Here is an 18,586-nt window from a genome sequence, read left to right on the forward strand (position 1 = left end):
TTATTTCTTGTATGTATAGTTATATAGTTTAGATTTCGTGCTTTTTTTATTATATCAAGAAAAACAGAAAACGGCATACGAGATTGGGCAGTGACGGGGGTTCAAACGGTGCCCTTCCCACTCCCCCGCGGAGCGGGTACCACATCGCTGCGCGATGTGCAAGCGGGGCGGTCGCTGCGCTCCCTTGCCCGCGCGGTGCGCGGGCGGTCCCCTCCGCTGCGCTCCAGGGACCAGTGGGCCGGCCCGCGATGCGGGACCGGGGCGGGGGCAGCCGCGATGCGGCCAGCCCCCGACGACTGCCGGGGTGTCAGTTGCGGCCTGTGGGGCCTCCAGTGAGTGGGGCTCGGGCACTGCGTGCCCGAGGTGGCGGGTCCGCTGCGCTCCCCCGCTTGACGGTCCTTCCGGCTGCGCCTCCAGAACCATCAGGGCCCGCTGGCGCGGGCCGGGCTGGCTAGGGAGGGGTGGGGGTCGCTCGTTCGTGTCGGGTTCTAGTGTAGCGGGTGCATCAGGATGATGCAGCATGTACCGTTGGCGAAAACACGAGACACCCCCCAACCACCCGGGAACCTCCCCGGAATTCCGAGAGGAACGACCGCAGATGACCGGTCACCACGAATCTACCGGACCTGATCCCGCGCTGAGCAGCGATTCTGTGCGCCGGGTGACGCAGTACCAGACGGCGGGCGTGAACGCCCGGTTGAAGGTGTTCGCGCTCCTGGAGGCGCAGGGCGTGCCCAAGAGCGAGGCGGACGACCTGGTGGCCGCGCTGGAGGCCGGGGCGGTCGCCGGGGCGCAGTGCCAGGTGGTGGAGCTGGACGGCATGGCGCCGGCCTCTCGGGGCGCGCTGTTCTCGGACGGCTGGGATGACGGCGTGAGGGCCGTGAGCGAGGCCCTGGTGGGCATCGCGGACCGGGAGTGGTCCCAGCGCGGCGGCCGGGCGTCCGGGGCCGCTGAACTGGCCGTACACATCGCGGACGTGAGACAGCGTGAGCGGGCCGACCTCGTCCGGCTGGAGAGGTTCGTCCGGGAGTCCGTGCTGTCGCGCACCCACCCGCACACCACGGCGCGCCGCCGGGCGCTGGAGGCGCTGGGCGAGGCCGGCGGTCTGTGCACCGCGCGCACGAGGAACACCGACGGGGACGTCATCGTCTGCACGCTCGATGCCGGTCACTACGACCCGGACAACAAGCCGCCCTTCAAGAACGGAAAGCCCGGCGGCTGGCACAAGGCGGACGCGTCGATCTGGAACGACCTGAGCGCGGCCTGCACTCCGGACGCGGCCCTCTGAAAGACCACAGGGATAAAAATCGGGGAGGGCTAGAAATGTTTTTGGTTCCACTCAAGGAACACCAGGTCGACCAGAAATTGAGCTTTCGTAGCTGGGTCGGATTTCCTGCAAGATCGCCTGTTCCTCCGGAGGGGGCGCGTGCCATGGGGGTGTCCGCGACCGGGTCCGGTAAGACGATCACCACCGCTGCGTGCGCTCTGGAGTACTTCCCGGGCGGGCGGATTTTGGTGATGGTGCCCACGCTGGACCTGATCGTGCAGAGTGCCCAGTCCTGGCGGCGGGTCGGGCACCGCGCGCCGATGGTCGCGGTCTGCTCCGTGGACAAGGACGAGGTCCTGGAGCAGCTCGGAGTGCGCACCACCACCAACCCGATCCAGCTCGCCCTATGGGCCGGGGCCGGGCCCGTGGTCGTGTTCGCCACCTACGCCTCTCTCGTGGACCGCGAGGACCCCACCGACGTCACTGGTCGCCGGACCGTCCCTGGGCCGCTGGAATCGGCTCTGGCGGGCGGGGAGCGGCTGTATGGGCAGCGGATGGCTCCGTTCGACCTGGCCATTCTGGACGAGGGGCACATGACCGCGGGGGACATGGGACGGCCGTGGGCGGCGATCCACGACAACAGCCGGATCCCCGTCGACTTCCGGCTCTACCTGACCGCCACCCCGAGGATTCTCGCCGCGCCCCGGCCGCAGCGGGGCCGGGATGGCAAGGAGGTGGTGATCGCGTCGATGGAGGACGACTCCAGCACGTACGGCACCCGGATTTTTGATCTTGGGCTGGCGGAGGCGGTGGAACGATCGATCCTCGCGGGGTTCGAGATCGACGTGCTGGAGATCCGCGACCCGGACCCGATCCTGGGCTTGTCGGAGGACGCCCTGCGTGGCCGGCGCATGGCCCTGCTCCAGGCGGCGCTGCTGGAGCATGCGGCGCAGCAGAATCTGCACACCACCATGGTGTTCCACCAGCGGGTGGAAGAAGCCGCGGCGTTCGCCGAGCAGATGCCGCGCACGGCCGCCGAGCTGTACACCGCCGAGGCCTCCGCGGCGGCGCTGGCCGGGGCGGAGGCGCTGCCCGCGTCGTCGATCGACGCTGAGCTGTACGAGCTGGAGGAGGGCCGTCACGTGCCTGCGGACCGGGTATGGGCGGACTGGCTGTGCGGGGACCATCCCATCGCGCACCGGCGTGCGGTGATCCACCGGTTCGCCAACGGCATCGACGCCCAGAACCGGCGGGTGCACCGGGCGTTCCTGTCCTCCGTACGCGCCCTCGGAGTCGGGGTCGACATCACCGGACTGCGCGGAGTCGAGGCGGTGTGCATCGTCGGCTCGCGCAGCTCCCAGGTCGACGTCGTCCAGAACATCGGACGCGCCCTGCGCCCCAACCCCGACGGCACGACCAAGACCGCCCGGATCATCATCCCCGTCTTCCTCCAGCCCGGCGAGGACCCGAAGGACATGATCGCCTCGGCCAGCTACCAACCCCTGGTCGACATCCTCCAAGCCCTGCGCTCGCACTCAGAACGCATGGTCGACCAGCTCGCCTCCCGCGCCCTGACCCGCGGCGCCGAACGGCGGCGCATCCACGTCCGGCCCGCCCCCGCGGCCGGCCCGGAGAACGGGGACATGCCCGAGGAGACCAACCAGACGCAGCAGGAGGTCGACCGGGTCACCTCGATCGTGGTCAACTTCGCCTCCCCCCGCGACGCCGCCGACATCGCCGCCCTCACCCGCTGCCGTGTCATCCGGCCCGAGTCCCTGGTCTGGCTGGAGGGCTACCAGGCCCTGGTCCGGTGGCGTACCGAGAACGGGATCACCGGCCTGTACGCCGTCCCATACGACGTCGAGACCGAGGTCGGCATGACGAAGGACTACCCCCTGGGCCGGTGGGTGCACCAGCAGCGCCGCGCCCAGCGCACAGGCGAACTCGACCCCCACCGCAAAGAGCTCCTCGACGACGCCGGGATGGTGTGGGAACCCGGCGACGAAGCGTGGGAGAACAAACTCGCCGCCTTCCGGGCCTACCGGCGAGCCACCGGGCACCTCGCGCCCCGGCAGGACGCCGTCTGGGGCGAGGGCGAGGCGATGGTGCCCATCGGGCAGCACCTGGCCAACCTCCGGCGGAAGGGGCAGAAGAACGGTCTGGGCAAGGACCCGGAGCGAGCGGCGGTGCGTGCCGCGCAGTTGGCGGCGATCGACCCGGACTGGAACTGCCCCTGGCCGCTCGACTGGCAGCGGCACTGCCGCGTCCTCGCCGACCTCGTCGACGCCGACGGCCACCTGCCCGACATCCAGCCCGGCGTGCTCTTCGAAGGCGACGACATCGGACGATGGCTCACGCGGCAAAGAGAAGCGAGCACCTGGACACAACTCTCCGCCGAACAGCAGGAACGGCTGACAAGGCTGGGCGTGCAGCCCACTGAAGCCCCGTCTCCTGCCCCGGCGGCAACGCCTGCGGCGAAGGGGCCGGGCAAAACGCAGCAGGCGTTCCAGCGCGGACTGGCGGCCCTCACCCAGTGGGTAGAGCGGGAGGGTGCCCACCGGCCGGTACCCCGTAGCCACGCTGAGGAGATCGCGGTTGACGGCGAGACGGAGCCGGTGGTCGTCAAGCTAGGCGTGTGGGTATCGAACACCCGCGCGAGGCGGGACAGGCTCACCGCGGAGCAGCTGGACGCGCTACGGGGGCTTGGCATGGAATGGGCGGCGTAGGGGCAGTGGGAGGCCTGTGCCGGTCGCGCATGCCAGTGAAGCTGTGGAGTGGCAGGTGACGGATCCGTTTTCCCCGTGGCCGGTGGCCGGGGTCGTCCGGCTGGCCCCGCTGGCAGGTGAAACGACGATGTCATTCGTGAACCGGCTGGCCGCTCGCTACAACGTCACCGTGACGGGCTTGTTGTCTGCGATGGCGGGCCCTGGCGTGCGTGGTGTCTGGGGAAAGGGCTGTCTCGTCGGCGAGGTGTTCCTGGCGCCCGCGGTGCGGCGGCGGCTGGCCTCCCTCTGCCAGGTGCCGGAGTCGCATCTGTCCCGCGCGCTGCCTTCCTGGGATGAGGGCGCTGACGCGAAGGCGAACGGTGACCAGCCGAACGTGCGCTTCGCCTCCGGCAGCACAGTTCCTGCCGTCATGCTGGGATGCCGACTGTGTACGGCGGCCCGGACAGGCGCTCCGTGTTCTGCTCGTCTGTACTCCGCCCTGCGTCCAAGGATCTGCATCAGGCACCAGTGCTGGTCCCTCGACTCACTGGCGCTGGACAGAGTCACGCTGGTCGAAGGCCAGGTGGGCCTCGCCGGGGTACCGGAGGTGATCCGTGCGCACCAGCGCCTTCTGCCGCTGCTGCGCCGTAGGGGCTCGTGCGAGAACGCTTTTGCCGTGGCCCAGGCGGTCGTTGCCTCCTGGTGGGATGCGCACTGGCGGGACGAGGTGCTCTGGCCGGCACGTCTTGGCCGTGTCTGTGCCGATCTCCCCGAGGGTGAGGTAGCGGTGCTCGCCCGGGACGTGGTGACGTATCCGGAGGCTGTCGCGGTCACGACGGTTCTTTCTGACCGGTTGTGGCGACAACGCATCTTGGAGGACACACACGGTCAGATGCCGCACACGCTGGCCGAGGTTCCCCGTCTGCTGACCGAGCTGGCTCGCTGTCTGGGCCGCCCGTGGCTGGTGGAGCAGCTTGCTTCCTCCAGCGCAGGAGCCTTGTTCGCCTGGGTTCGGGCGTGTGTGCGTCGGGAGCGCGGAGCAGTGCCCGAGGAAGACGTGTGGGCGGTTCCGGTCGCGCACCGGCCTCGTGGGCTTGCGGCGCAGGTGCGGGAGCTGCGCCTCAAGCACGTCGGCAGTGCTCCGGTGGGAGGAAGGCCGTCCCGTGCAGAGCAGGCGTATCAGGTCGGCTTGGCACACGCCCGTTCCTACGCGGCGCGTCACGGGCATCTCGCTGTTCCCAAGTACGGCCGTCACGAGGGATTTGCTCTGGGGCCGTGGCTGGCCAATCAGAGAACCGGAGTAGCAGCACTCCCCATAGAGCGGGCACAGGCGTTGCATCGCATCGATCCCTGGTGGAATGGTCCCTGGCCCATCTCCTGGCGACGGATGTACCACCGCGCCCTGGTACACGTTCAAAAGCATGGCCTCGTCGACGCCACAGCGGGATTCCCTGGCACCAGTCTCGCCTTGGGCGAGTGGCTCCATGAGCAGTGTTCCCGGTACGACGACCTCCACGTGGGCCAGCAACGCCTGCTCGCAGATCTCGGGATCCGGCCCGCGCACGCCCGCTCAGCACACCCTCGCCGCAAAAGCCTGGCTCTGGCCTTCGCGGCCGGCCTGGACTACGCCCGAGCCTTTGCCGCCGTCCACGGCCACCTCGCCACGTCCAAGAGCACGCGGCAGGACGGTTTTCCTCTTGGGCAGTGGCTGATGAGCCAACGCAGCCGGGCCCGTATGGCGGAGAAGGAAACCGACCGGAGCCGTGCACTGTCCGCCATCGACCCATGGTGGAACCCGCCGTGGCCCATGGCATGGCAACGCGCCTACCACCACGCCCGCAAGCAGTGCGGCAGCAATCAGCTGCTGGTGCCGGGGGATGGCTTCGCCGGGGTGGGGGCGGCTGCCGCATTATGGCTGTACGCGCAGCGCGCGCTGTTCGAAGAGCTCGACCCCCGCCAGCGAGATCTACTGCGGGAGATCGGCATCACCGCCGGGGACGCACAAGCCAGGCAGACCTCGCGGTTCTACCCCACCGGCGCCCGGATCGACTTCGCCGTGGGCTTGGCTCATGCCCGGGACTACGCCGGCGTTCACGGCCACCTGGCGCTGCCGCACCCCGTTCAGCACAACGGATTCCCTCTGGGCAGGTGGCTCGCCAGCAAACGCGGAGAGGCCCGAGCCCACGCGCGCCGCACACCGGCTCCATGGCCAGGCATGCAGGCCCTCGCCGCTCTGGATCCGTGGTGGCTGCCTCCGTGGGCGTTCGCCTGGCAGCGCGACTACCACCGTCTGCGCCTCCTGTTCGCTGCCGGCCTCGAACCGCCGCCCAAGTTGTGCTCCTGGTTCAGTGAGCAGCTCGCTCAACGCCAGACCCTGTTGCCCAGCCAGCAGCGGCTCCTGCAGGAACTGAAGGATCTCCCGGTCTGACCACGGTGCGGCACGGTATCGCGGCCGCCGTTCACCCGTTCGGGGGGCGGATCCGGATCACGGCGTTCAGCAGCCCGTCATGGACTTGGCTGTTGAGCGTGGAGGGGCACGAGCACAGCAGGCGGGTGCAGCAGGCTGCCGCAGGGGGCGACGGTGCGGGAATCGAGGCCGCGTTCGTCACGGCCGCCGAGCGGTTGACGCAGTTGCCGTGGGATCAGGCGGCGGCGTCGGTGCGGTTCGAGGACGTCGCGCCGGTATCCGCGTTTCCGGTCGTTCCGGGCCGCCGGTGGGGGCCGGGCTGGTGGTGGTCGGCGACCACTGGACGGCATGTCGTACACGGTTCGGCTGTAATGCGCACCCAGCTGATGGTGCTGGACCGGAATCCGGACGTGACCGGCCTGGCCGCCCGTCCGGTACGGCTGCTGTGGCGGGATACCGACGGGCGGGTGCGCTCGTGGGTGCCTCAGCTGTTCGCCCGGTACGCCGACGGCACGGGTCTGCTCGCCGACTGCCCCTCCAGTCCGGCCGTCGGTGGAGACGGGGCGCAGCGGGCGCGGATGGTCCTGGAGGCGGCGTGCGCGCGCGTGGGCTGGTCATATCGGCGCCTCGAGCCGCCTCCCCCGGTGGTGGCGGCGAACCTGCGATGGCTGGCCGGCTACCGCCACCCCCGTTATCAGGGCCCGCCCGGGCTGCGGGCCGCGTTGGCTGAGGCGTTCGTCGGGCTCCGGCCGTTGGCCGACGGTGCAGCCGCGGTGGGTGATCCTCTGCAAGTACTGCCGGCTGTCTATCACGCGCTGTGGTGCGGGCATCTGACGACGCCTCTTGATGAGCCGCTGCACGAGGAGACGCTGGTCTGCGCTGACGCAGAACGTGGTGGTAGGGGGGCGTCGAAGAGCGTGTGGGCGCCGGGGGGCGGCCGAGGAAGGGGTGAGCGCAGTGGGCGGCACACACGGTAAGAGCCAGCGGCCGGTGGTGGAGGTCGGCGCGCACGTCGCCTACCGGGGACAGACCTGGCAGGTCGCCGCCTTGCAGGGCCAGCAGGTCTACCTGCTGCAGGGGGGCGGCATCGAAACGAGACTGCTGCTGGGGCGGTTGTTCGCCGATCCGGGTTTCGAAGTAGTGGGCGCACGGGCGCCTGCCGCGGTGCCGCAGTGGGGACTGTTCGAGACCGTTCCTGTGGCGGCCCAGCAGCGGGCGCTGGCCTGGCTGCCCCATATCCGGGAGGTGGAGACCGGGTGGCCGCACCCTGAGGGTGGCCGTGACGGCCAGACGATGCGGCCGGAGTACGACCCCGATCGGTGGACGCTGGCGCAGCGGGACGCGGCCAAGGCGCAGGAGCTGGCGGCGCTTGGCTTCGCGCGGGTGACGCGTACGACGGTGCAGCGGATGCGGCACGTCTACCGCAAGCAGGGCTTGTGGGGGCTTGTCGACAAGCGTGCGGTGCCGGCCCGTGGGCGTCATCCGACGGGGTATGCCGACGAGCGGGTCGTGGCCGCGGTGCTGGAGGCGATGCGGCGCCAGCGGGGCCGGTCGAAGGGGACGGTGAAGGGACTGCAGGTGCTGGTGGGGCAGATCCTGGAGGATACGCACGGGCGCGGGGTGGTGGAGATGCCGTCACGTTCGACGTTCTACCGGCTGGTGAGTGTGCTGGCCGACCCGGCCGATCGTCCGGGACGCCCGGCGCGTACCGCCACCGCACCCGCCCGCGCCTCGTCGGCGCCGGTGGTGCTGCGGCCCGGGGAGCAGGTGCAGATCGACACCACGCGCCTGGACATCATGGCCGTTCTCGAGGACGGCAGCCTGGGCCGGCCGGAGCTGACGATCGCCGTCGACGTCGCCACCCGCTCCATCCTGGCCGCCGTCCTGCGCCCGCACAGCACCAAAGCCGTCGACGCCGCACTGCTCCTGGCCGAGATGGCTGTTCCGCATCCTGCCCGCCCTACCTGGCCCCAATCGCTTCACCTGTCGCGGGCCGAGGTGCCCTATGAGCGGATGTTGTCGCTGGACGAGCGCCTGGAAGGCGCGGCCGCGCGACCGGTGGTCGTGCCCGAGACGATCGTCGTCGACCGCGGGAAGATCTACCTCTCGCAGGGCTTCGTCGCCGCCTGCGAGACGCTCGGGGTGAGCGTGCAGCCCGCTCCTCCGAGGCGGCCGCAGGCCAAGGCCGTGGTGGAGCGGACCTTCGGTGCGATCAACGACCTGTTCTGCCAGCACGTGGCCGGCCACACCGGATCCAACCCCCAGCGCCGCGGCGTAGCGACGGAGGCCGAGGCGCGGTGGACGATCCCGCAGCTGCAGGACTTCCTCGATGAATGGATCACCTGCGGCTGGCAGAACCGGCCCCACGACGGACTGCGTCACCCCGTCCTTCCCAAAACCGTCCTCACGCCGAACCAGATGTGGGCCGCGCTGATCACCATCAGCGGCTATGTGCCGGTGCCTCTGACCGGGGCGGACTACCTCGAACTGCTGCCGGTGCGGTGGCAGCCCATCACCGAACGCGGCATCCGCCTCGACTACCGCACCTACAACCACGACATCCTCGACCCCCACCGCGGCCAGCGCTCCCCCGTCGCCAGCAAAGACGGCAAGTGGGAGGTCCACCACAACCCCCATGACGCCCGCCAGATCTTCGTCCGCCTCACCGACGGCCAGCTCCACGAAATCCCCTGGATCCACCGCGACCACGTCCACCAGCCCTTCAACGACGCCCTCTGGCGCCACATCCAGACCGAGGTCGAACAACGCGGAGACCGCGAGACGCACGAAGCCGACCTCGCCGACGCCCTCGACCAGCTCCTGCGCCGCACCCGCAGCACCGCCGGTATGGAACACGAAGCCAGCCCTCGCAAACGATCTCGCGCCCGCGGTGCGGACGTGCGGCTGCCAGACCTGCCCGGGCAGCGGCGCCCGCTCGAAGCAGAGAACGCACCGGCCCCGGAACCGGACTGGAGCGAGAGCCTGGACGACCTCATCGGCACCGACCCGGTCACGGAACCGGGCACTGGCGATCTGGATGGCACAAGCGCGGCTCCGGCCGAGGCAGGCGGCTACGGGCTGTGGGACGCCGAAGCGGAGGCCGAGCAGTGGTGAACGCCTCCCCGGGCACGAGCGATGCATCGGCCCGCAGGTCCCCACGGGCGGCGGACCGGTCTCCCAGTGCCGCGGCAAGCACCGCCGATGACACCCCCGATCCGCAGCAGCGATCGGTGACCACCTGGGACGGTTTCCAGGCCTTCGCCACCACCCCCGTGGCCGCTCCTCCCCCACCCGGGGCGCCGCGCCGCAGCCTGGAGGAACGCCTGGCCTATCACTCGCGGTTCGTCACCGTGCGCACTCCCGCCATCGACGCCCTCGCCAAGAACGTGCGCACCCTGATGGTCCTCGGCCGCCACCAGGCCGTCACCGCACGGCCCTCCCTGATCGTCACCGGCCCCGCAGGCGCCGGGAAAACCACCGCCCTGCTTCAGGTCGGACGCGCCTGCCACCTCGCCCACACCCGCCGCCACGGCCCTGCGGCCACAGCTGGACAGGCTCCGGTCGCCTACGTCCTGGTCCCGCCCGCCGCCAGTGCCAAGACCCTCGCCATCGAATTCGCCCGCTACCTCGGCACCCCCGTCACCGCCGGCATGTCCCAGGCCCAGATCACAGGCGCCGTCTGCCACACCTACACCGCCGCCCGAGTACAGCTGGTGATGATCGACGAGATCCACCGGCTCAACCCCCGCACCACCACCGGCGCCCAGAGCGCCGACCTGATCAAAGACCTCACCGAACGCATCGGCGCCACCTTCGTCTACGCCGGCATCGACGTCACCACCACACCCCTGTTCACCGGCGTGCGCGGAGCCCAGCTCGCCGGACGCGCCTCCCTCATCGACTGCGCCGCCTTCCCCGCCCGCCTCGGCGACGAAGAGCCCTTCCGCGACCTCATCACCGCCATGGAAAGCGCGCTCGACCTGCGCCACCACCAGCCCGGAACCCTCCCCCGGCTCGCCCCCTACTTGCACGAGCGCACCGCCGGCCGCATCGGCAGCCTCGCCCGCCTCATCCGCCAAGCCGCGATCACCGCGCTACTCGACGGCACCGAACGCATCACCAAAACCACCCTCGCCGCCATCCGCCTCGACCACCTCGCCGAACAGCACTACCAACCCCGCGCCCGGCCCCGGAGCCGGAATACCAACACCCCGTGACCCGGACAGACGCCACAGCCCGTACTGCGGTCGCAGCCGCCCCCGCCCAGCGCGCCGTCCTCACCACAGAGGTATCGCTGCGGATCCCGTCAGCCGCTCCGGGCGTGCTCCGTGTACGGCCACTGACCGGCGAAGCGACTGCCTCCTATGTGCATCGCCTCGCCACCGCCTACCGGCTGACGCTGCCCCAGCTCCTCGACGGCGCCGGCATCACCCTGTCCGGCCACGGCACACTACCGACAGCTGAACTCCACCTCAGCCCTGCCGCCTGCCACAATCTCGCCGCCCTGACCCGCATCCCACTCCCCCACCTGACACGCGCCCTGCCCCGCCTCGCCCCCAACGACGACGCCCACCACATCGCCACCGCCGCACACTGGAAGCGGCACGAGGCCGCACAGCAGCCCGTCCGCGCCTGCACCCTGTGCACCCGCCACCGCAGCCACGACGCCACCGACACCGCCTGGACTCATCGGCCACCGCACCGACTGGTGTGCCCGCGCCACCACCAAGCCACCCCCGACCCGCGGCTCACCTCCACCGTCCGCACCTGGGCCGTGCCGGAGCTTGCCGCCGCGCACCACGCACACCAGCGACTCCTACGACACCCCCGAGCCGCCACCGCCTGGACCGCTGCGCGCGCCATCACCACCCGCTGGTACGACCACCAGCAACACCTCACCGACCGCTCGCACACCCGCCTCAACCAGCTCTACGCGACCAACCCCCACCTGACCACCACGGGCAGCGCCTCCCCCGCGCTCCTGGCACGCGACCTGATCACCTACCCCGAAACCGTTGCCCTCGCCCGCGCACTCGCCACCCTGCCGAACCGGCCACACCGCGACACCGGCAACGCCCTCAACCTCATCGCCCACCGACTCGGACTACCCCGCCTGCCCCTCAACGCGAACGATCCGCTCCAGGCCTTCCTCACCCACACACGCCACTGACCAGCACCATTCGGAACCCCGAGTTCCCAGAGAGCGCAGCCGCCTACAGACGTGCCACCACACCTACGAGAAAGCCAAGATCAATCCCACGCAACTACCGGACCGCAGGTTAAGCACCCGAACAACCAAACCGAACACGCCCCCAGACCACGCTCATCACGCCTGAGCGCAACCACTTCACCCCATCCCGAATCCCACCGCCAAAAACGAAACACCAGACCAAAACAGCCCAGCCCTCTGAAGATCACTGACCCGTCACAGAGCAGCAGCAGCGGCTGTCGAAGCTGGGCGTGCAACCCGCTGAGGTCTCATCTCCCGCCCCGGCGGCCACGCGTGCGACGAAGGGGCCGAGCAAGGCACAGGCGGCGTTCCAGCGCGGCCTGGCGGCCCTCGCGCAGTGGGTGGAGCGTGAGGGCGACCGGCCGGTGCCGAGGGGGCACAGCGAACAGATCACGGTCGACGGCGAGGCGGCACCGGTGACCATGAAACTGGGCGTATGGATTTCGAACACGAAATCGAGGAGGAACCGGCTGGACGCCGAACAGCTCGCCGCGCTCGCGGAGCTGGGCATGGACTGGGCAAGACCGGTGACGGTCCCGCAGGCCGCTCCAGGCAGCCTCTGACCGCCTTCTTGCGCCGTGACCGGACCCCGGGCCTCTCAGGGCCCGGGGTCCGTTGCTGTGTGCGCCGGGCGATGTTCCGGCAGGTCAGGGGTGTGACACGGCTGGGGAGCGAGGCGGTGGATGTTCCACGGTCCAGCGACGTTCAATGTTCTGACTGGGCGGAAATACGCCGTACTCCAAGATGTATTGAGGAGCAGAATGCGTCTGCCCGTCCCATGGCTTGGGCTGACCTGGGCTGTTCGGCTTCCAATGCTTCCAGGGGTCGTGCTCTGGGTGGTGTATCACGAACTGGTCAGCCACGTCGTACGCCACCTCCACAAGCGCGAAGCCGATGGCACCCTCCGCGTGCATCAAGTGGTCCACGTGCTTACGCCGGTCGGTGCCCCGGGTAGCGGGGCCGGGTAGGAACAGAAAGCGGTGAGGGTCCAGCGGGAGCAGGATGTCGCTCAGTGCGGCGGCGCGCAGCTGGTCTTCGTCGTCGGGGCGGTTCCATATGGCGATCGGGGTATCGCTGGTTAGCAGGCACATGTCGCTGAAGCCCAGCGCCCACGGACGTGCTTCCAGGATGAGCGCCAACGTGACGATGTTTTCAACGATGTAGCGCAGGTGGGGGTTGTTCTGGGCAAGGGTGTGCACTTCTTGCGGAAGGCCGGTGATGTCCGGTGCTTCGGTCTGCAGGTGGGTAAGCCGCTTCCGCTGGCGCGTCGTGCGCAAGATCTGGGCAGCCATCCACCAGGCGAGGACATGGCGCTGGTCCGGTCTCAACGGCCAGTGCGGTGTGAGCGCCCAATCCGGATCGCTCAGGAGGACCTTCAGTACTGTTTCGGTGTGTCCCTCAAGGGAGGTGAACAGTTCCTCGACAGCGTGGTGAGGGACCCCTTCGGCACTGATCCCCCAGTAGTAACCGGTCTCAGCAGCGATGCCGGTAGGCGTCACGGGAAACGGCTCATTGATCTTGTCGAGCCGTCGCACTTTCAGCTCGTACTTGCGGCGTGCTACGTGCTTGGCGAAGTGCTTCAGGTACATCTGCGGCACTGTGTGATCCCGGGTGCCGCCTGCCTTGGCCGCACGCTTCCCCGACGACGCCTTACCCACCGGCTGCCCTCCCCTGTTTGGCTTTTCACGCCAGTCATACACGCAACCAAACAGAGAGTGTCAGCGGATTTGCGGGTACTGCAGGCGTCTACTGGCTGGCCTGGTGCTGTGACTCTGCATGCTGGGCGAGCGCGCTGAGGGCGTCACCGGTCAGCGTGAGTACCTGAACGAACTGCTCATCGGGTCTCAATGCGTCCAGGCCGGCGCGCGTGAGGGTGGCGTGCCAGTCCTTTCCGCGAAGATGGGCCGGCCCGGTGGAGCGGAGGCCTTGCAGGACGCGCAACGGGCGGATAAGCGCGTCGCTGTCACCTCCGCTCGAGGAGACCCATGCTTCGAGGCAGTTGATGCTTTGCGCCTTGGAGTCGGTCACTCCGGGAAGGCGCCGGAGGGCCTTGACATTCAGATAGTCGATGACGCCTTTGGCGAGCAGCAGTATGAGGGTGTCGGCTTCGTGCTGCTCACTGCTGGTGGGCATGTGCAGGCCCTCGAAAGCGATCTGGTCGGCGGGGTGCCATGGCTTGTAGACCGCTTGTCCCAAAAGCGTTCCCATGGCGGTGCTGAAGTGCTCTCGTGCGGCGAACAGCCGGCGTAGCGGGTCGGGCGGCCCATCGGTCCATCGGCCGAGGATGTCGCGGTCGAAACGGCCCTCGTCGCGTCCTCCGCTGGGCGGGACGTTGAAGCTGAGCCAGTGATCGCGTTCTTCGGCCGGCAGATCACGTCCGAGGTCTCCGAGGTAGACCTCGATGAAGCCGTCAGGGTTGGTGCCGATGGAGATGCCCCAGAGTCCCAGGCAGCTCAGGCGGCCGTTCTCAATGCGGTAGCGGGACGGCTGAGAGGTGTACCGGTTGAGGACCTCGCGCCGGAAGTAGACCCGGGTCAGGTAGTGCGGGGTACCGCGGTCGGTGAAGTAGTTGCTCAGCTTGTCGGGCTCGCACATGGAGGTGATGCGCTCCCCGGTGTTGGGGTCGATGGCGACCGTGAATTCCGGAAACCGGCGTTCGGAGGTGTGCGGGCGGGCCAGGTCAGCGGGTTCTGCCTCGATGGGCAGCACGATCTGCTTTCCGACCAGCCGTACGAAACCCGGGCGGTCCACTGAGTGGATGTCTCCGCTGTGGAAGGCGAAGTGCCGCAGGTCGGAGCGGTCGATTGCGTCGATCGCCGGGTCGGGTACGTGATCGAGCCGGATGATGCGGTCATGCTGGATCACCAGCAAGCGGCTCCGTGCGGCGAGGTAGCGGCGCAAGGGCATGGCCGCGATGTCGAAGCGCAGCTCGGTGTCGGTGCGTCGGGTGCGCACCAGTTCGTGGTCACGGCCGGCGTCGTCAAGGTAGTACCAGGAGCCGTCGTTCCTGGGGATGGCGTCGAAATACCACAGAAACGAGGGGGTGAACTCCAGCGTCGGTTCGGCGAGCCCGTGATGGGTGCGGAGCTGTACGAAGAACTCCGCGTGCTCCTCTTCGTCTCGCAGTCCCTCTTCGAAAACCGTGCGCTGCTCCGGGTAGACGGTGCTGATCCCAGCGGCGCCGATCGCTGCCTGACTCCAGGTGTACTCCCGCAGAGCATGTTCACGCGCCGCAGGACGGGTCAGATAGCTGCTGATCCCCCAGTCAAAGCGGTCATGTACAGGCTTCCCGAGGACCGTGACCCACTCGGTGGGCGTGGCGGTGAGCGGAGCCAGGTAGCCATCCGGCCTCGCTTCTTCGGGAAGGTCATCCCAGCTTCCGCTGCTGTAGGTCATCGCCACGACCACGAGTGTAGAAAAGAGGAGGTCGGCCCGGCGCACGGTTTTCGTCCGAGCGGTATCTCAGCGCGGGCTACCACTTGCAGCGGTGCGGCAGCTGGCGAGCGGCCCGGATGTCGCCTCGCCCCGTGTCGTTGCTCTTACTGCGTGGACGTTCACGCTACGCACCGTCGTCGATGTGCAGCGTCCAGCGAGACGTGAAGCCGCTGTGGGATCCGAGTCGGGTGGCAAGTCCGCGCAGCGCCGCGTAGCCGTCGTCGCGTTCATCAGTGCTGCCGGCGCCGAGCAGCTGTTCGCAGGGATTAATGAGGTGGGTTCGGACAAGCCCAGGGCCATCGTGGTCCACCGTGGTCGCCCACCAGTCGCAGCCAGTCCGGGTAAATGTGACGAGCTGAGCTACGTCTTCTCCTGCGTGCTGGCAGGTGTCGCGGGCGTGATGGATGGCCAAGCCGGCTCGACACAGTTCCCGCGCGAGAATGCCGACGCTGTGGGCCGGGGTGTTGGCGAGCCGGTCGCGTGCTGCGCGGGCCATCTCAGAAAAGGCATAGGACTCGTAGCCAGGGAGGTTGGTGGCGAGGAGGCTTCGGACTTCGTCGGTGCCGAAGAGTTCTGCGACCCGATCAGTGCTCGATCTCATGGTGGTCCTTCTTGTCGGCCCCGCGCCGGTCACCACCGTCCTCCGCGAGTGGCTCTCGCACAACACTGAGTCGTGTGACCGTGGCCACAGCGCGGCGGACTTGGGCGGGCCCGTGGTGGCACCAGCTGCGGAGGAGGTCGCACGGCCTGGATGGGTGGGGCGTCCAGGCAGTCCAGGCCTCCATCCGGCGGGCGTCTCCCGCCTCACCCCTTGGTGGGACTCCGTACCGAAGGACAGCACCCGGCGCCGGCGACGTCCGTCCTGACGCGCGCCGCCAGCTTGTCGCCAGTGCCCCCGAGGTACTCCTAGCCTGCGTCAGCCGACGCCGTCCCGAGAATGCAGAAACTGGCAGGCAGGGGCGTGCGATGCGGGAGAACTGACGCTATGGACTGCGGGGTGCTGGCCCTGCGGACTGGCCACTTGGAGAGGCGGACGTGGGACAGATCGAGCAGGGACTGGAGCGCGCGTTGCGCACCCGGCCCGTTCCCTCAAGCACCGAGGCCCGCCTGCGTTTTCTGCTGGCAGCGCATCGGGGTTCCACCTGGCAGGTGGCCGCCGTGCTGGGGGTCTCGCAGCGCACCGTGCAGCGGTGGGTGAGGAAGAAGCCAGGAGCGCGTCGTCCCCCGGGTCCGACGCAGGTTCGGGCGATCGAGGAAGCGGTCCTGGCTCGGTGGCAACCCCGGATACGGGCCCGTCGGCGTGCCCAGGCCGAGGCGGAGGGGTTCATCTTCCATACCAGGGCGCGATTCGGGTTCGCGGCTCCTGCAGGCTCCTCGGACGATCCGCGAGTGCGGTGGATCACCCAGGATCTGCCGGGAGAGGTAGCCCGGGAGTTGTTCGCCGCTCGAGATGCCGGCGCAGGCGAGCAGCAGCAGACGGTGATCCTCGCCCGTGCGCTGGGACACGCCTACTTTCGCGAATGGGGCCGCCGGGCTCACGGTCTGCATATCGCCTTCAGCGACGTCGAGTTCGCCGACTTCTCGATCGGCTGAGCCTGCCCGTCGCGTCACCAGGTCAGGGTGTTCAGCGTCGTGAGGGCCTGACGCGATTGGCCGGCATGGCTTCGTACCGCTCGGCTTCCTGCCGCTCGCGCCAGTCCCAATCCACCTGGCCGACCGGGCCTTTGCGGCGTTCTGCGGGCGGCTGGGGCGGGCGCAGTCTGGCCGTCTCCGCTACGCGCAGGAGGTGTGCACGGTCTCCTGGCGCGGCGAGTAGTTCCTGGTCCTCGCCGGAGACGAGTCGGGTGAAGCAGGCCGCGGCCCGCAGGAAGACGCTGGCCCAGGGTGGTACGGGGTGGGCGGCGCAGCCGTCGGTGTAGCGGGCGCGGTCGTGCAGGGCGAGCGTGGCCGCGGCGGTGTCGTAGTCGCGGGGGCGTGCGGTGGCGAGTTGCTGGAGGGAGGCGCCGGTGAAGAGCGTGGCGGCGATGGCCGCGGCCAGGCGAGGATGTGCGGTCGCCGCGTGCAGTCGGTGGGCGATTCGCTGGGCGGTGTGTGCGGTGAGAGGTACGGGCGGTGGGCGGTGCCGCCAGGCGATGGAGGGCGGGGTGCACGGGTCGGTGCAGGGGCGGGGGCTGTCGTAGGAGATGAGGCGTTCTAGTGCGGACAGGGTGAGCCACCGGCCGGCCGGCCCGGCGGGCTCGTCTGCGGGCGGGGGTTCGGTGACTGGTGTGCCGTAGTAGTGGCGGCGGGCTGCGTCGAGGTCGGTGGTGAGGGAGTAGTCGACTGTCCGCAGGGCCTGGTGCAGAGCGGCGGGAAGGTGGAGGCGGTGGCAGACCAGGGTCAGGTGGATACCGGTGAGGGCACGCAGCTCCAGGAGGCGAATTGTGCGGCGGGTGGTGAGGCGGTGGGCGCGCAGGACGGTCAGCCGGGTGACGGGCAGGGCAGTCATCCAGGCGGCAGCGGCTTCCCAGGCGGGCTGACGCCCGGCGGGGAAGCGCCCGGTGAGCAGGGGCGGTTTGCCCAGGGCGGCGAGAAGGTCGTGGGCGAGGCCGGTCTCGCTGGTGGTGCCTGGGCCGGGGTGCAGCGTGATCCGGCCGGACGGCGGATGGTGGGCGGCCAGGGCGGTGTGGGTGTGGATGACGTCGTCATCGCGGTCGATGACCACGATGACGGACGGCGGCCGCGCGGCGAGAAACATGGCGGTGTGGTGGTCAGCCAAGGCGGCTGAAGGCCCAGCGCAGCAGCTCCTGATCCACGCGGGGACGGCCGGTGCGTGCCAGGCGGTGCGGGTGTGCGCGGTCAGCTGGGCCCAGGCGCGGAAGTTGCCGTGTGCGGCGTGGCTGTCGGCGAAGGTGATGTCGTCGGGATCGGCATCGGCCCAGATCGGGTGGAACAGAGGGATGACGTCGAGGACCTCGTCGGGGGTGAGGCGGGTGAAGTGCTGCCAGATGAAGATGCGGGAAGAGAGCATCGGTTCGCGGCGCAGCACGGTGTGGCAGCCCTCACCGCCGACGAAGATGATCGCCAGCTGGGTGGAGGGCTCGTCCCACAGGTAGCGGAAGTACTCGAACGCCTCCCCGTTGAGCCACTGTGCTTCGTCGACGAGGAAGGTGCGGGGGCGCTCGGCCAGAGCGGTCTTCAGCAGACGGTCGAATTCGCTGGGGTGGCGCGGCGGCTCGCCGGCCAGGTCGAGCGCGGTGAACAGCTCGTAGCGCACCGCTCGGGCGGTGGGACGGGCCCGGAAGGTGATCTTGCGGACGTCCTCGCCGGGTTCGAGTTCACGCAAGCAGGTGTTGACGGCGAGCGTCTTGCCGAAGCCGGCGCCGCCGTGGATACACATCATCGCGCGGGCGGCGACCGTATCGCCGATGTTCTCCCGCGCGGTGAGCAGGGCGCGGGTGGTGACCACGGAGGCGTCGGGCAGGTCGACGTACTGGTAGGTGGCCGCGGTCACGAGGCGTCTCCGTCTTCAGTGGTCTGAGCGGTCGATCCAGGCACACGCC

Annotated in this window: 13 protein-coding genes; 9 read left to right on the plus strand and 4 right to left on the minus strand. The window is 69.2% G+C overall.

Going from position 1 to position 18,586, the window contains the following annotated elements:
* Positions 1-661: 661 nt before the first annotated feature.
* The 8 genes from CYQ11_RS00005 (at position 662) to CYQ11_RS00040 (ending at position 12,172) form a co-directional block, all read left to right on the plus strand.
* The gene (locus CYQ11_RS00005) at positions 662-1,288 is read left to right on the plus strand and encodes a hypothetical protein (RefSeq protein WP_243469258.1); all 627 of its coding nucleotides are present in this window, start codon (positions 662-664) and stop codon (positions 1,286-1,288) included.
* 35 nt (positions 1,289-1,323) lie between these two features.
* Positions 1,324-3,993: a DEAD/DEAH box helicase gene (locus CYQ11_RS00010; RefSeq protein ID WP_099198409.1), complete on the plus strand. Its 2,670-nt coding sequence runs from the start codon at positions 1,324-1,326 to the stop codon at positions 3,991-3,993.
* A gap of 55 nt (positions 3,994-4,048) precedes the next feature.
* Complete coding sequence (locus CYQ11_RS00015) at positions 4,049-6,400, plus strand: Helicase associated domain protein (RefSeq protein ID WP_099198490.1); 2,352 nt, start codon at positions 4,049-4,051, stop codon at positions 6,398-6,400.
* Between the two features lie 98 nt (positions 6,401-6,498).
* A complete protein-coding gene (locus CYQ11_RS00020) occupies positions 6,499-7,356 on the plus strand; it encodes a TnsA-like heteromeric transposase endonuclease subunit (RefSeq protein ID WP_181143519.1) in 858 nt (285 codons plus the stop codon).
* A 13-nt stretch (positions 7,357-7,369) separates the two neighbouring features.
* Positions 7,370-9,493, plus strand: coding sequence for a TnsB C-terminal domain-containing protein (locus CYQ11_RS00025; protein ID WP_099198492.1), 2,124 nt, complete (start codon positions 7,370-7,372; stop codon positions 9,491-9,493).
* Between the two features lie 116 nt (positions 9,494-9,609).
* Positions 9,610-10,596: a TniB family NTP-binding protein gene (locus tag CYQ11_RS00030; RefSeq protein WP_181143520.1), complete on the plus strand. Its 987-nt coding sequence runs from the start codon at positions 9,610-9,612 to the stop codon at positions 10,594-10,596.
* Complete coding sequence (locus tag CYQ11_RS00035) at positions 10,593-11,549, plus strand: TniQ family protein (RefSeq protein ID WP_240003264.1); 957 nt, start codon at positions 10,593-10,595, stop codon at positions 11,547-11,549. The genes CYQ11_RS00030 and CYQ11_RS00035 overlap by 4 nt, the downstream gene beginning before the upstream one ends.
* Positions 11,550-11,839: 290 nt before the next feature.
* On the plus strand, positions 11,840-12,172 hold the full coding sequence (locus tag CYQ11_RS00040; protein WP_398781365.1) for a helicase associated domain-containing protein: 333 nt from the start codon (positions 11,840-11,842) through the stop codon (positions 12,170-12,172).
* Positions 12,173-12,256: 84 nt separating this feature from the next.
* On the opposite strand, the gene CYQ11_RS00045 is transcribed toward CYQ11_RS00040, so the two are convergent.
* The 3 genes from CYQ11_RS00045 to CYQ11_RS00055 form a co-directional block, all read right to left on the minus strand.
* A complete protein-coding gene (locus tag CYQ11_RS00045; protein ID WP_338105441.1) occupies positions 12,257-13,309 on the minus strand; it encodes a DUF4238 domain-containing protein in 1,053 nt (350 codons plus the stop codon).
* Positions 13,310-13,355: 46 nt separating this feature from the next.
* Positions 13,356-15,005, minus strand: coding sequence for a hypothetical protein (locus CYQ11_RS00050; protein ID WP_240003278.1), 1,650 nt, complete (start codon positions 15,003-15,005; stop codon positions 13,356-13,358).
* A 163-nt stretch (positions 15,006-15,168) separates the two neighbouring features.
* On the minus strand, positions 15,169-15,645 hold the full coding sequence (locus CYQ11_RS00055; RefSeq protein ID WP_099198414.1) for a hypothetical protein: 477 nt from the start codon (positions 15,643-15,645) through the stop codon (positions 15,169-15,171).
* Positions 15,646-16,079: 434 nt separating this feature from the next.
* On the opposite strand from CYQ11_RS00055, the gene tpg reads away from it, so the two are divergent.
* Positions 16,080-16,637 (plus strand): telomere-protecting terminal protein Tpg, encoded by a 558-nt coding sequence (gene tpg, locus CYQ11_RS00060; protein WP_099198415.1) that lies wholly within the window; start codon positions 16,080-16,082, stop codon positions 16,635-16,637.
* A gap of 31 nt (positions 16,638-16,668) precedes the next feature.
* Here tpg and CYQ11_RS30025 read toward each other — a convergent pair whose 3' ends face one another.
* A complete protein-coding gene (locus tag CYQ11_RS30025) occupies positions 16,669-18,537 on the minus strand; it encodes an ATP-binding protein (protein WP_240003265.1) in 1,869 nt (622 codons plus the stop codon).
* Between the last annotated feature and the right edge of the window lie 49 nt (positions 18,538-18,586).

It is taken from the genome of Streptomyces cinnamoneus (assembly GCF_002939475.1).
Lineage (GTDB): Bacteria > Actinomycetota > Actinomycetes > Streptomycetales > Streptomycetaceae > Streptomyces > Streptomyces cinnamoneus_A.

Excerpts from the sequence above, each read along its gene's own strand:
- CYQ11_RS00055 (WP_099198414.1), bottom strand. The coding sequence starts at position 15,645 with ATGAGATCGAGCACTGATCGGGTCGCAGAACTCTTCGGCACCGACGAA.
- CYQ11_RS00010 (WP_099198409.1), top strand. The coding sequence starts at position 1,324 with ATGTTTTTGGTTCCACTCAAGGAACACCAGGTCGACCAGAAATTGAGC.
- CYQ11_RS00050 (WP_240003278.1), bottom strand. The coding sequence starts at position 15,005 with ATGACCTACAGCAGCGGAAGCTGGGATGACCTTCCCGAAGAAGCGAGG.